This is a genomic window from Christiangramia fulva (assembly GCF_003024155.1).
Lineage (GTDB): Bacteria > Bacteroidota > Bacteroidia > Flavobacteriales > Flavobacteriaceae > Christiangramia > Christiangramia fulva.
Window position 1 is genome coordinate 2,801,129 of sequence record NZ_CP028136.1, and the last position, 13,786, is coordinate 2,814,914.

The 13,786-nt window shown below is 39.4% G+C and carries 16 protein-coding genes; 3 read left to right on the top strand and 13 right to left on the bottom strand.

What is annotated here, in order from left to right; genetic code table 11:
* The first annotated feature begins 92 nt into the window (after window positions 1–92).
* Window positions 93–1,376 (top strand): ammonium transporter, encoded by a 1,284-nt coding sequence (locus tag C7S20_RS12360; protein ID WP_107012756.1) that lies wholly within the window; start codon window positions 93–95, stop codon window positions 1,374–1,376.
* Between the two features lie 16 nt (window positions 1,377–1,392).
* On the opposite strand, the gene C7S20_RS12365 is transcribed toward C7S20_RS12360, so the two are convergent.
* The 10 genes from C7S20_RS12365 to C7S20_RS12410 all read right to left on the bottom strand — a co-directional run bounded on the left by C7S20_RS12365 (window position 1,393) and on the right by C7S20_RS12410 (window position 10,555).
* A complete protein-coding gene (locus C7S20_RS12365; RefSeq protein WP_107012757.1) occupies window positions 1,393–2,076 on the bottom strand; it encodes an aspartate/glutamate racemase family protein in 684 nt (227 codons plus the stop codon).
* A gap of 140 nt (window positions 2,077–2,216) precedes the next feature.
* The gene (locus C7S20_RS12370) at window positions 2,217–2,405 is read right to left on the bottom strand and encodes a hypothetical protein (RefSeq protein WP_107012758.1); all 189 of its coding nucleotides are present in this window, start codon (window positions 2,403–2,405) and stop codon (window positions 2,217–2,219) included.
* Window positions 2,406–2,568: 163 nt separating this feature from the next.
* A complete protein-coding gene (locus C7S20_RS12375) occupies window positions 2,569–3,012 on the bottom strand; it encodes an Hsp20/alpha crystallin family protein (RefSeq protein WP_107012759.1) in 444 nt (147 codons plus the stop codon).
* 106 nt (window positions 3,013–3,118) lie between these two features.
* On the bottom strand, window positions 3,119–4,516 hold the full coding sequence (locus C7S20_RS12380) for an MBL fold metallo-hydrolase RNA specificity domain-containing protein (protein WP_341476506.1): 1,398 nt from the start codon (window positions 4,514–4,516) through the stop codon (window positions 3,119–3,121).
* Entirely contained in the window at window positions 4,476–5,318 is an 843-nt protein-coding gene (locus C7S20_RS12385) for an ATP cone domain-containing protein (protein ID WP_107012761.1), read from the bottom strand. Before C7S20_RS12385 ends, C7S20_RS12380 begins: the two co-directional genes overlap by 41 nt.
* A gap of 130 nt (window positions 5,319–5,448) precedes the next feature.
* Complete coding sequence (locus C7S20_RS12390) at window positions 5,449–5,922, bottom strand: c-type cytochrome (RefSeq protein ID WP_227009006.1); 474 nt, start codon at window positions 5,920–5,922, stop codon at window positions 5,449–5,451.
* Window positions 5,923–5,932: 10 nt separating this feature from the next.
* Entirely contained in the window at window positions 5,933–7,243 is a 1,311-nt protein-coding gene (locus tag C7S20_RS12395) for a PQQ-dependent sugar dehydrogenase (protein WP_107012762.1), read from the bottom strand.
* Window positions 7,244–7,392: 149 nt separating this feature from the next.
* Complete coding sequence (locus C7S20_RS12400; protein ID WP_107012763.1) at window positions 7,393–9,249, bottom strand: glycoside hydrolase family 2 protein; 1,857 nt, start codon at window positions 9,247–9,249, stop codon at window positions 7,393–7,395.
* 54 nt (window positions 9,250–9,303) lie between these two features.
* Window positions 9,304–9,738 (bottom strand): hypothetical protein, encoded by a 435-nt coding sequence (locus C7S20_RS12405; RefSeq protein ID WP_159039923.1) that lies wholly within the window; start codon window positions 9,736–9,738, stop codon window positions 9,304–9,306.
* A 226-nt stretch (window positions 9,739–9,964) separates the two neighbouring features.
* Complete coding sequence (locus C7S20_RS12410) at window positions 9,965–10,555, bottom strand: hypothetical protein (RefSeq protein ID WP_107012765.1); 591 nt, start codon at window positions 10,553–10,555, stop codon at window positions 9,965–9,967.
* A gap of 159 nt (window positions 10,556–10,714) precedes the next feature.
* Here C7S20_RS12410 and C7S20_RS12415 point away from each other — a divergent pair, with 159 nt between their 5' ends.
* Window positions 10,715–10,996: a hypothetical protein gene (locus tag C7S20_RS12415; protein WP_107012766.1), complete on the top strand. Its 282-nt coding sequence runs from the start codon at window positions 10,715–10,717 to the stop codon at window positions 10,994–10,996.
* A 5-nt stretch (window positions 10,997–11,001) separates the two neighbouring features.
* Window positions 11,002–11,388: a group III truncated hemoglobin gene (locus C7S20_RS12420; RefSeq protein WP_107012767.1), complete on the top strand. Its 387-nt coding sequence runs from the start codon at window positions 11,002–11,004 to the stop codon at window positions 11,386–11,388.
* A gap of 16 nt (window positions 11,389–11,404) precedes the next feature.
* On the opposite strand, the gene C7S20_RS12425 is transcribed toward C7S20_RS12420, so the two are convergent.
* The 3 genes from C7S20_RS12425 to C7S20_RS12435 all read right to left on the bottom strand — a co-directional run bounded on the left by C7S20_RS12425 (window position 11,405) and on the right by C7S20_RS12435 (window position 13,696).
* Window positions 11,405–12,193 carry a TrkA C-terminal domain-containing protein gene (locus tag C7S20_RS12425; protein WP_107012768.1) on the bottom strand — a complete coding sequence of 263 codons (789 nt, stop codon included), beginning with the start codon at window positions 12,191–12,193 and terminating at the stop codon, window positions 11,405–11,407.
* 77 nt (window positions 12,194–12,270) lie between these two features.
* Window positions 12,271–12,981 (bottom strand): Bax inhibitor-1/YccA family protein, encoded by a 711-nt coding sequence (locus C7S20_RS12430; protein WP_107012769.1) that lies wholly within the window; start codon window positions 12,979–12,981, stop codon window positions 12,271–12,273.
* 82 nt (window positions 12,982–13,063) lie between these two features.
* Window positions 13,064–13,696, bottom strand: a complete 633-nt coding sequence (locus tag C7S20_RS12435) for a class I SAM-dependent DNA methyltransferase (protein ID WP_107012770.1) — start codon at window positions 13,694–13,696, stop codon at window positions 13,064–13,066.
* Window positions 13,697–13,786: the final 90 nt, after the last annotated feature.

A 13,786-nucleotide genomic window follows, 5' to 3' on the forward strand; every position in this document is an offset into this window, starting at 1 on the left:
TGCTTTGTTATTAACTTTTTAGACACAAAACTTCTGTTTTCTATAAATAGTCCTTGTCTTTTTTAAATTAGCTGCCTTAAAATATTTTAGGTATGGCCAAAAAGATGAATTTCATCGTATTGATTATCCTGGTGATAATAAGCCTTGTATTTAGTTCTCCTTATCAGGTAAACGAATTTCATGATGCAATTGACAAGGGTGATACGGCCTGGATGATCGTTTCCAGCGCACTTGTTCTTATTATGACCTTTGGGCTGGCGTTCTTTTACGGCGGAATGATAAGTCGGAAGAATATCATTTCCACGATGTTGCAAAGTTTTGTGGCCCTGGGAGTAATAAGTATAGTGTGGGTTTTGGTGGGTTTTAGCCTCTCTTTTGGAGATAGTATTTATGGAATCATCGGCAATCCTTTTACCTATTTTAATTTCCGGAATGTTTCCCTTTCTCCAAATCCGCAATTTGCCGCGACCATTCCATTTTTATTATTTGCCTTATTCCAGTTGAAATTCGCCATAATAACGCCTGCGCTTATAACAGGAAGTTTTGCCGAGAGGATCCGCTTTAGAAGTTATATTCTTTTTATGGTATTATTTTCCCTGTTTATTTATTCGCCTCTTGCCCACATGACCTGGCATCCTGATGGATTATTTCACAAATGGGGCGTGCTCGATTTTGCCGGCGGAACGGTGGTGCATATGTCTGCTGGTTTTGCTGCACTGGCAGGCGCAATGTATCTGGGGAAACGGAAGAATATTTCAGATGATCCATCTAATATTCCTTTTGTGATACTTGGTACCGGGCTCCTTTGGTTCGGCTGGTTCGGATTCAATTCAGGATCTGCTTTTGGTGCCAATGAAGATGCGGTGATCGCTTTGACCAACACAAATCTTGCTTCGGCTACCAGTATGCTAACATGGATTTTCTTTGACCGTTTCTTAAACCGAAAAATGTCGGCTATGGGAGCCTGTATCGGTGCGGTGGTAGGACTTGTTGCTATCACTCCCGCGGCTGGTTTTGTGACCTTGGGACAAAGTATTTTTATTGGTTTTGTAGCGGCACTGGTGAGTAACCTGGTGATAAGATTTCATAAAAAGACCACTATTGACGATACCCTGGATGTTTTTCCCAGCCACGGTGTGGGAGGCATCGTGGGAATGATCCTGACCGGCATACTTGCCAAAGACAAGGGATTGATTTACGGCGATCCCACAACCTTTTTATACCATCTTTTAGCCCTGGTCATTGTCGCTATTTTTACCTTCTTCGGAAGCCTTCTTTTGTATAAGATCACCGATTTGATCCTGCCTCTGCGGGTAAAAGAAGGACATGAAGAATTAGGATTGGACCATTCACAGCATGGAGAAAGGCTGAATTAATAATGTACCTATTCAACTAATCATTTAAAATGAAATCGGCTGCCAGTTTTGCATGAAGTTGTGTTGTGGAGATTAGCGGCACCTCAACTTCTTCCTGTTCGAGCAGCATTGGCAGCTCGGTGCAGCCCAGTATCACTCCATCGGCACCATGCTTCCTGAGATCATTGATCTGTTGGATATAGAAATTTTTAGCTTCCGCGGTAAATTTTCCCTGGGTAAGTTCTTTAGATACAAAATGATGGGATTGGAGAATATTTTCTTCTGAAGGAATAATGGTTTCGATTCCAAATTCTTTTTTCAGATAATCTGGTATAAAATTGCCGGTAATGGTAGGTTTATTTCCAAGCAGACCTAATTTCTTCAAATTCCGTTTTTTTGCCTCCCTGCCAATGGCTTCTCCAATGTGTAGGACAGGAATGTCTAATTTTGGCTGAATATAAGCGTAGGTCATATGAGGTGTATTAGCGCAAATAACAATTGCTTTTGCGCCTGCTTCCTGCAGTTTTAAAGAGACTTCAAGGTATTTGGCATTGATTTTATTCCTGTTCTGCTCTCTCATTAATTCAATATTGATGCTGTAAAGAATTAACTCGGGATTGGCCTGTGAACCAATTTGTTCACTTACCATTTCATTAATTAGCCTGTAATATACAATGCTGGAGTGCCAGGAAGTCCCGCCGATTAGCCCTAAAGTTTTCATAAGAATTATTTATTCTCAAATTTACGCGGAAGGCCTGAATTAAACAGTAACAATGGTTACAGTAAAGAGTTGCGGATTATTTTTATTGAAGAAACCATTCTGGCTTTGGGAGTAAACTGATCAGGATCGTAAAATCCCGGCTACTTTTCAATTTCAGCTACCTCGGTAACTATATGATCGAAACCATCCTCGCCAAATTTCACATGCTCTTTCTTCTCAAAATCCTCGCCTAAAGCATCATATTCATTTTTTGAAACTCTCTCTTTAAAAGCGGGAAACAAAACGGTGTTTTCCCTCGATTCGTGTGGACGATACAGGCTTTTACTCATTTAAAGAAAATTCAAAAAAAGTTTCAAGGCTTTTAATTTTAAGAATAAGTGGCGGAAAAAAAAGAGACCGCTATAACTTCAATTTTCTCAAATACTTTTTACTAATAAATGAAAAAATGAATGCTTGAGCGGTCTCCACCTTTAAAAACCTAACTAAACAGCTTTATGATACCTTAATCTGTTTTCGGCTTTTTTTAATTGCTTCTTTTTCTTTCAGAAGTCTTAATCGAAGTACACCATCTTTGTAGTTTGCTTTGACTTCTTTAGATACATCTACACTTTTTGGAAGCTGGAGGGTACGGTGGAAATTGGAATAACTGAATTCTTTTCTGGTGAAATCGTCTTCATCCTCAATTTCTTCCTGACTTTTTTCGGCAGAAACATAGAGAAGATCATCTTCAATGCTCACCTCGAAATCTTCTTTTGAGAAACCGGGGACGGCAAATTCAATTTCAAAATCGTCTTCATGTTCCTTAACATTCATTGCTGGCAAACTTCTTTTAATTTTGAAGAAGTCGTCATCAAAAAGATCTTCCAGGCCCCAGGGCGCTTTACTGTCGCCATTCATCCAGGGAAATCTTCTCTTGTTAGATTTTACTAATGACATAACCTACAATTTTAATTATTTAAACAAATTAAGCTAACTAATATAGGCTCCTACCCGAAAAAAAAGAATGATATTTATCAGTTTTCAGATGCTTTTCAAAAAAAGATTATGGGAAAAGATTAATTTTTTCGTAAAGCTCCGGAATCCTCACTTTCCAATTATTTTCAACTTCCAGCCTGGATTTTAAAGTAGTTGCTGCATTTTTTTCGCCATGCACTAAAAACACTTTCTCCGGTATATTTTTAATGTTTTTACTCCAATCCAGTAACTCTTTTTGATCGGCATGCGCTGAGAGACTTTCAATTTTTACCAGTTTTGCTTTCACCTCATAATATTTTCCCCAGATCTTGATTTCTTCAGCCCCCTCTTCGATTTTTCGACCACGTGTTCCTTCTGCCTGATAGCCCGTTAAAACCAGCCTGGTGTTGGGTTTATCTATAAATTTGGAGAGGTAGGTTAAAATTCTGCCACCGCTAAGCATTCCGCTGCCGGCGAGCACTATTCTGGGTCTTTGTTCATCTATGATCTCCCAGGTACGCTTGTAAGAACTTACCAGTTCGAAATGATTTTTCATTGCAGAAAATTCGGAGTTTTCCACTTTATGAAAATGCTGAAAATTGCCGAATAGCTCGGTAACATCCACGCCCATGGGACTGTCAATATATATCGGGACATTTGGAATTTGATTTTTTTGAAACATCTTCCACAGCAAATAGCTTATTAACTGGAGCCGCTCCACGGCAAAACAGGCAATGAGCATGATGCCATTTTCATAGATCATATCCCGTATATTGTCACCAAGTATTTTTTCTACATTTTCTTCAGGATGAAGCCTGTCCCCATAGGTGCTTTCAAGAAATAGAAAGTCTGCCCATTCTGGTTTTTCCGGGGCATTTAAAAGCAGGTCTTCTTGTCGTCCCAGGTCTCCCGAGAACAGGAGCAGTTTTCCGTCCACCTCCAGTTCAATAAAACCGGCCCCTAAAATATGACCTCCTAAACGATGCCTGAATTTTACCTTTTCGCCGAGTTCGTTCCATTCCCCGCTTTGAAAAATTCGGAAGAAAGTTAGGGTCTCCTCTGCATCTTTCAAAGTATAAAGCGGAAGCGCGGGATGATGTTTGGAAAAACCTTCTTTATTGGCTTTTTCGGCTTCTTCTTCCTGGATGCGCGCTGTATCTTTTAGAATGATCTCAGCTATTTCCAAAGTAGGGGCATTCCCCAGGATCACCCCTTTAAATCCCTGGGATATCAACCTGGGAAGATAGCCGGTATGATCCAGATGTCCATGGGTAAGAAGTACATAATCAATTTTGGAAACATTTACTGGGAGATCTTCCCAGTTTTTTAAGCGCAGCTCTTTGAGCCCCTGGAAAAATCCGCAGTCGATAAGGATGTTTAAATGATCGGTTTCTACAAGAAATTTAGACCCGGTGACGGTGCCCGCCGCGCCCAAAAATTGAATATTAAGCTTTTTCATGGCTATTACAGATACTATTGAATTCACTGAGGATCCTTCTTTTCCTTTTTTCCGAAATTCCCAGATGTTCAAGTAAATATTCGTTTTTTAACAACTGACTCGCCAATACGATTCCCCTTTCCAGCATAAACTGCTTTTCTTCCAAAGAAAGTAGTGTTGAAATGGTCACAGGATAAAGCTTCAGGTCATCTATGCGCTTTTTAAGGCTCATTTTTTCCGGATAATTCCAGCTTAAAAGGTATAATCCCATGCAGCGTCCATATTGAAGGGCATCTTCAGTAAACCTGGTATTGGTGACAACCCATCCCTGACCTTCGGCTTTTCCATTCTTTTTCCCGGCAGCGTGTATATCCTGAAACCGGGAATAAATGTACAGAGGGACCTTCACATCGCAGTTTTTGCCTTCCTCACTGTGGAATTTGCATTCTGCCAAATACCTTTTTCCAGCTTTAAAAGCCACTACATCAACCTCGTGAGTGACGCAATTACCTTCAAGCAGTTGGTCTATTTTCACCTCGAAACCTTCTCTTTTCATTATTTCCCCAATGAACTTTTCAAAAGGAAATCCTGTAGGGCCTAATTCATAAATGGCTTTTTTGAGACTGTACCTGGAAGCGTAGGAATCCCCGCATTTTTTCAGCATTGAAAATGCGCGGTTGTAAATTTCTTTGGTAGAAATTCCGGGATAGAGTTCATCAGATATTTCCCTGAGAACCCTTCCTGCCGTTTTTTCATCGGCCCCGCTTTTCAGAAGGGATCTTTTAAGTTTTGCAGGTGAAAAAATTGCTTTTTCTCCTGAAGATTTTATGACTTCCCGACTCCTGTTCATTGCAAATGATTAAGTAGCTGAAGTTACGGAAAGAATCTTCAGAAGATTATGACCTTCATCATAATAGCAAAAGATAAAAAAAGCAGTTTTCTAAATAAAAATATTGGTCCTTCTGAATTTATCTCAAAAGCTAATTTTTATTTTTTTTCCTTGCGGTTTTCACCTCTGCCGCGCTCACCGCCGAAGCATCATTTCCAAAATTGCTTCGAACATAGGTAAGAACATCGGCAATTTGCTGGTCACTTAGATAATCAAAAGAAGGCATATTATTGGAATAGGTTTTTCCTTTTATTTCAAGACCTTCTGAAGATCCGTTCAGAAGAATTCCAATCAGCCGGTCCTTTTCACCCAAAACATATTCGGTTTGTTTTAGCGGCGGATTCAAATTTGGAACACCGCTGCCATTCGCCTGGTGACAGGTTACGCAATATTGGGTAAAAATCGCTTTTCCTTCTTCCTGCGCGGCATTATCACGGGGAGCAGCCGATTTTTCTTCTGCCATGGCCTTATCCATTTCATCAACAGAAGTCTGCTTTTTTTCTGAATTTTTGCAAGACACGATCCCGGCTACTGAAAAAATAAAAACAAAAATGATTTTTTTCATAGACTAAAGTTTAATGAGTGATCCTGAAAACAGTTCCACTGGCGTCATCTGAAACATATAAAGCTCCATCGGGTCCCTGTGCAAGGCCTACCGGACGGTGTTTGGCATCGCCTGGAGATTCTATCTTTTCGGTTCCGGCAAATCCGTCTGCAAAGATTTCCCAGTCGCCTGAAGGTTTACCATTCTCGAAAGGAACAAATACCACGTAATATCCTTCCTGAGGTTGGGGTGCACGATTCCATGAACCATGAAACGCGATAAAGGCTCCGTTTTTGTAACGTTCCGGGAACATATCGCCGGTATAGAACAGCAATCCGTCGGGAGCAAGATGTCCGGGAAAGGCCATTACCGGATCTATATATTCGTCACTGCCTTCTTTTATTCCATCACCGCCATATTCGGGATTTACAAGCTTTTTATTTTTTTGCTGATCATAATAAATATAAGGCCAGCCGGCGTTATCACCTTCATCTATGGCATACATGGTTTCGGCCGGAAGTACAGCTGATTCTTCTTCGGTGTATAGATCAGGAAATAATCCGTGCAACTGATCGCGACCATGCTGCATTACGAATAACTGGTTGGCTTTTGAATTCCAGTCAAGGCCTACCACGTTTCGAAGTCCGGTGGCATACCTGGAATTCCCGTCATAGGTTTGCTTAAGCTTATCTGCTTCAAATCTCCAAATTCCACCGGCGGAATCAAGAATAGGGCAGGGGCGTCTTCCGGGAGAACCTTTCGTTCTGTCCTTCACCTGGCAGGCATTGGAATACGCGCCAATATTCACATAAATATGGCCACTTTCGTCCAGTGTGATCGACTTGGAATTGTGTTGTCTGCGATCAATTAGGCCATAAACCACGGTATCAGGTTTTTCCCTGTTTACAGGAAGACCGCTTTCATTCAGGTCATATCTGAAAATTGCAGAATTAGAGGTAGCATAAAGTTTGTTATTTTTAATTGCTATTCCCGTACCTCCGTAATCTCCGAAAGTTTCTTTTGAATCTGATTTTCCATCTTTGTCCTTATCGGTAAGGATCACTATCCCGCCGTCATCGGCATCTGCGAGTTTTACAAAAACATCTCCATTCGAATTTACCGCCAGGTGCCTGGCCTGGCCAAGATCATCGGCAAAAACGGTTGCTCCAAAACCTTCAGGTAACTTGAGGTCGGTTTCATTCTTTACAGCAACGGGGGAGTCATTTCCCGTATTCTCTGCTTTTGCCTGTTCTTTTGGATTATTATTGCAGGCAGTAAATATGACCAGCAAAACTGCTGAAAGAACAGCATTTGTAAAATTTTTGGTTTGAAAGAAAATCATAGAATTATAAGTATTTTATAGTTGGTTTTTTCCAAATTTCCTTTTAAAAATGGAAATTATACGGAAAGATACTCAAGTTTGCAAAAACATATAAATCCACCTATTATTTTTGCTTATTTTAAGATTTGTTCTGCAAATGATGAACTGTCTTATTTATCATATTTTTCTTCCATTTCTTTATAATACTCCTGCAGAATATAGAAAGCCAGCTTTTTTTCTCCCTCATTACTTATCAAACCTTTGCGGTTCCAGCCTTCCTGATAGACCGGATGATTTCTTCGGGGTGATCTGAAATCGGCAAGGATCCATGGAGACATTCCCGTATAATTATCGGGCATACGTTTCATCATATCAATGGTTTCTTCAAAATACCACTGCTGATATTCCTCACTCCATCGCGTTCGTTTGTCGGCGTGAAATCCTGCTTTGGCGCCTGCACCGGTTTCACTAAAGAACAGGGGTTTGTCATAGGCCGTTTTCCATTTCGCCGATTGCGCCGCGTCGGGTAGGCCACCATACCAGCCAAGATATTCATTAACCGCAATGATATCGGTATATTTTCCAAGCGGATCATCAATATAATTCACGCCTTCATTGTAATTTACTTCTAAAGCCGCGGCCATTAATCGGCTGCCATCCATTTCTTTTCCTGTTTCTATCAATTCTTTCATAAATGCAGTTCTCGAAGGGCTTACAGGGGTTTCATTTCCCACTGACCATATGATCACAGATGCTTTGTTGCGGTCCCTTATGATCATTTCTTTTAGCTGTTTTTTAGCTTTTTTCAGAACCTCTTCATTTTTGAAATCTATTGTCCAGTAAACGGGAATCTCAGACCATACCAGCATTCCAAGGGAATCGGCTGTACGCGTCATGTACTCGTTGTGCGGATAATGCGCCAGTCTTACCATGTTGGCGTTAAGTTGCTGAGCCCATCCAAAAAGTTGTTCAGCATCTGCTTTGCTGTTAGCTCTCCTGGATTCCTGTGGAATTTCCTCGTGAATACTTATTCCACGCAAAAAGATCTTTTTTCCGTTTAGCAAAATATCGTCTCCTGAAGTTTCAATTTTTCGGAAACCTATTTTATCCTCAAGAACAGAGTCGTCGAGCTTCAATTTTACCTTATAGAGTTTAGGGTTTTCCGGAGACCAGAGCTTAAGATTTTTCAGCTGAAATGAGAAATGAACACTATCAGCTTCTGGATGTAACTTTTTCCTGAAATTCAGCTCCGGGATTTCAAGGCTAACTTCGCCAGCTGCTGAATTATTGAGCTTCAGATATCCGTTAACGGTAAATTTTTTCGAAGAGATAGCTTTCAGTATATCCTGATCTTTATCAAGTTGGAGGGAATACTGGCTGATGAAATTTTCAGGCAGGACCAGTAATTTCACATCACGGGTTATTCCGCCGTAATTCCACCAGTCGGTATTCACAGTAGGGATCTCCTCCGGATGCCTTTTATTATCAACCTTGACAACCAGGAAGTTGTCGTTTTTTTTCAAAATTTCTTTGGGAATTTCAAAATCAAAAGGAGTGAATCCACCTTTATGGGAGCCTAATTTTTTTCCGTTAAGATAGACGTGAGCTTCATAATTTACGGCTCCGAAATAGAGATAATAATGTTTGTCTTCGGAAATCTCTGGAAGGTCAAAATTTCTCTGATACCAAACCGTCCCTTCGTAATAGGTGAAAATAGAGTCCTGGGAATTCCAATCACCGGGAACTTTTAAGGTAGGCGCATTTTTATACTGATGTTCCCGCCTTTGAGAAGGATCGGTTATTACAGGTTTATTCCAGTAAGCTTCTGGATCATTTTCATTTCTTTCCTGCCAACGGTAATCATAAAAGCCATTTTCATAAGGATCAATAAGATAGTGCCATTGGCCATTCAGGGAAATATGTTCCCGATTTTCGGTATTGATAATCAGGTTTTTTTGAGAAAAAACATTGGCTGTAAGTAGGAAAAGGATATAAAAAAGGGATATTCTTGTGAAATAATTATACATAGGAATCTATTTGAATTCCTAAAGTTATAATAAAAATGAATAATCACTTACCGCTTAAAGAGATAAACGCTTTTGTTTTTGATGTTTTATCGCTGTGGTGATGGTGCGGAAAATTTCCTTTTTAAGAGCCTGGTTTTTGCTGTCGAATTCATGCATTTTAATCATTAACTTCCTGTGGGCATGTTTATAATCCCAATCTTCCTCATGGGTAACTTTATCAAATAAAATCCTTAATCCGTTCCTGTGCAGGTTGACCTGGCGCAAAAGTGAAATTGCTTCTTTTTTAAGATGATCAAGTTGCTCTATAAGTTTTTCTGCTTTGGCAGTGAGATCGGAGTCCATGATCAAAAAAACTTTTTCTTTAAGCATTCGGGTAAGGAACTCCTGTTCTTTGGAAATAAAATTCAGCCTTGAGCACCACATTACTGAATATTTATGCATGATTTCGGGCCTTTCCCAGCCGTAGCAGTTAGAAATCTTTGTTCTCATCTCCATTTTTATTAAAAATTAAACACAAAATATTAAAGCAACTTTACGTTGAGATGGGGCAAACTGCCTGCAACTTTTTAATCAGGATGCGGCATTACAATTTGGACTCTTCTGAAAGTAGGTAATAAAAAATCCTCTTTTAAGATAACCATAAAAGAGGATAAAAAGTATGACGAAAATCAATTATAATCAGAAATGATAATAATTGTTTCAATAGAATTAAAAGTTACTCATTTTTAGGAGGAGTGATCATAATATGCGCCCGATAAGTGCCTGGTTCCATAAGCCATGGCATCCCGGGAACATCAGGTTTATCTGCCAGCCCTGTAGATTCGACGGTTGCATATGGCATATAGATCACATACCGAAAATTGCCATTTTTTAAGGCTCCTGTTGCAGGATCGTAATCTTCTTCATCACCGCTAAAAATATAGAGTGTACTGGGAGTATCGGGCATTTTTAATTTACCTGCTTCAACTTCCTTTTTTCTGATTTCCCTCTTTTCCAGCTCAGATTTTCCTTCGGCTATAAGTTCTCTTCCGCGGGCCATAAAAGGCTCTAGTTTATTTGAATAACAGGCGACACTTATTCCATCCTTATCAGGATCATCAGCGAGGCAGATCATATTATTGCTTCCTTCCCTCAATACCACCATTTTTCCTTCCTGATCATATCCATAAACTTTGGCACCCTCCCTTTTATCTTCGGGAGCAGCAAGAATAGCGGTGTTTATCTGACTTTCGGGAGAAGGAATTTTCTTTTGTGCACTGGCAGGGACGGCTAGCAGAAAAAACAAAAGGTAAAAGATGTATTTCATAATGTTGTTTTTATGTAGTTGTTTTTTAAAGATACGAATTATTGGAAATTAATTGCTTACCGGTCTTTTTTTATCTAAAAAAGGGCATAAACTGATTTTGATCATATTTTAGGACAAAAATGTCCTTTATTTTAGCATCGAAATTAAAAAACAAGCCTTATGAATTTTTATGAGAAATCTTTATCTGACTTTAAAGAGAATTTTTATGCAGGAGCAACAACGGGAATTTTAGTTTCCAGCTGTATAGGATCTATTGCTGCCATGCTAATTCTTATGAATGGCCACACCTTGATAAATATGATAGAACTTTCTTTGGTGGTGATTGTCGCGATGTGGTTCAATGCATCTGTTCTTGCGCAGATGAAACCAAAATTTGTATTTAATTCTTTTATAATAAGCATCCTTGTTAGCACTGCCTTTATTATCTTGAATCTTTTTTAAAAGGAATGAAGCAGGACATAAAAACAAGAGAGGATGTTTATTTAATGGTTTCAGAATTCTATAAAAAAGTTCGTGTAAACGAAGAAATAGGTTTTTTCTTTAATAACAGTATTAACGATTGGGATCATCATTTTGAAAAACTAACAGATTTTTGGGAAAGCAACCTGTTCTTTAAAGGGAGCTATATGGGTAACCCTGTAAAAGCTCATAATAAAGTGGATGAGCAAAACCAGAATGCCATTAGTGAATATCATTTTGGTATCTGGCTTAATTTATGGTTTGAAACTATTGATTCCCTTTTTGAAGGAGAACTGGCGCAGCGTGCGAAGAATAATGCGCGAAAAATGTCTACCCATCTTTTTCTGAAAATATATCAAAACAGGCTCAGATAAAAAGGCTGTTGAACGATTAGCTTTCCTGGGCCTGCTGTTTTTCTTTTCGCTCTTCCCGATCTTCTTCTTCCCAGAGAATACTCTGTTCTTTCACGGCATCGTCGTGACTCTGGTTGCCGCTGTAACCTTCCATTCTTTCATCTAAAGATTCTAAAAGCGCGGCGCGGCCATAAAGCAAAATGGTATCGCCGGTTTTTATTTGCGTGTTTCCTCTTGGAGCACCAATGAATTTTCCGTTTTCCCTGCTAATCCCCAGAACAAGTATGCCTTCTTCTGGCAATTTCGCTTCCTGCAGGGTTTTATTGTTTAGCCAGTCATGGTTTTCCACAAGAATTTCTGAAACCCGATAATTGTTAGATAAATGCAATAAACTGGAATAATCGCGAACGTCGAGATTGGTGTATTTCTTCAGAGCCCAGTCTATAAGAATAGCAAGTTTTTTCTCTATAAAACTACTGCGGGATAAAATCCATAGACCAATAAGGCCCCCAATAAGCAAAAGGGTTTCCCAGGAAAAAATACCTGAAGTTCCCACCGAAATAAAACTTAAGACCAGCGATGAAATTGTTGAAATAATTCCAATATTACCAAGGAAAATAAGCCACATCAGTATTTTTCTTCTAACGGGATGATTAACCACCTGCTCAGATTCCCTGGTAGTGAATCCCGTTCCTGTAAAGGCAGATCTTGCCTGCAGGTTTGCAGATTCTTTTGACAGGCCAGTATGAACAAGTGCAATTGCTCCAATGCGGGTAATAAGCAGGGAGAGCAAAATGATGGATAACAAAGAAATAATCCCGATCATATCTTTTAATTTTCTTGCTTCCCTAAATTAAAAAATAAAACCGGCGGCAGAAAAACTCTTCTATAATAGAAGTTCAATTATTTTCTTCTGCCAAATATCCGCAACAGGAAAAGGAACAAATTGATAAAATCCAGGTATAGTCTCAAAGCTCCGAGAATCGCACCTTTTTTCTCGGTTTCTTCACTTTCAAAACCTTCGTGGTAAATTCTCTTAATTTTTTGGGTATCATATGCTATGAGTCCGATAAAAATAAAAACGCCCAGGTAGGTGATGATCCAGTATAAAGCTTCACTATTCATAAAAAAATTAGCGATCGAAGCGATAATAATTCCTATTAAAAGCATGAAAGCAATATTGCCAATGCTGGTGAGGTCTTTTTTAGTATAATATCCATACAGGCTCATAGCTGCAAAGGTTCCTGCACAAATAAAAAAGGTGCCGGCAAGCGACTCTGCCGTATAAATCAGGAAAATTACCGAAAACGTAAGGCCATTCATCGCGGAATAGACCAGAAAGAGGGCGGTGGCATTGACAGCACTGAGTTTATTAATGGCCCCTGAAAGATATCCTACCAGTAATAGTTCGCCAATAAGCAACCCATAAAAAAGTAATTTATTAGACAAGATGGCCATTACCAGTGCTGGAGTATCTGCAACCACATACGCGGTAAGACCGGTAATAAGCAATGCCAGGGTCATCCAGTTATAAACCTGATTTACGAAGGTCGAAAGCCCCGCTTTTATATTTTCCCTTCGGATTATTTTTGTTGATTCTAAATTATTTTCCATTTGTTGACTTTGGCGGTTAGAGATCAATTTCCTGCTTTTTATGCCGACTAAAATAATAAAAAATAGAAATGCTTTGTAGATTTTATTGACGCGCAATCAGTACAATATCCTGGCCGGAAGAAGGCTGATCTTCAGGCTGCGGAATCATTTCCTCATAAAGTATTTTAAAACCATTCTGCTTCAGAAGATCTTTGAGATATTCGGCTTCATAATAAAAAATGAACAATTCATCCTCCCCGGAGCTCGATTTCTTCACACCCGAATTGCTATAAGAATCTTCCATAGTGCTTAAATAAAGGAGCCCGTGTTTATTCAGAATTTTAGATATATCCTTCAATAATTTTTCGGTTTCCTGCCTTGTGAGGTAGGGAAGACAAAAGCCGCAGACTACCGCATCAAATTTTTTATCCAGAGTTTCAACTTCCCGAATGTCCATCAGCCGGCAATCGGCAGTGGGATTGTTCTTTTTAGCGATCCTGAGCATCTTTTCGGCAGCATCTACGCAGGTTATCTCCAGGCCTGGTCTTTGCCTCAGGAAGAATGCACTGATATTACCCGGCCCGCAACCTAAATCCAGCACTTTGGCTTCTGTAGATAACATTTTAAGCAGCCCTTCCAAAGAGTTCTCATACAGTGAAACATCCATATACTTTTCTTCATAGCTCGAGGCATATTTATTGAAGATATTCACTGCATTTTTAAAGTTATCCTTCATTGCTGAGATTTTGGAACAGGATTTAAAAACTAAATTTTTTCAGTTTATGGAAAGTAATAAATGCCACACATATGAAGAAAATTTTAGGTT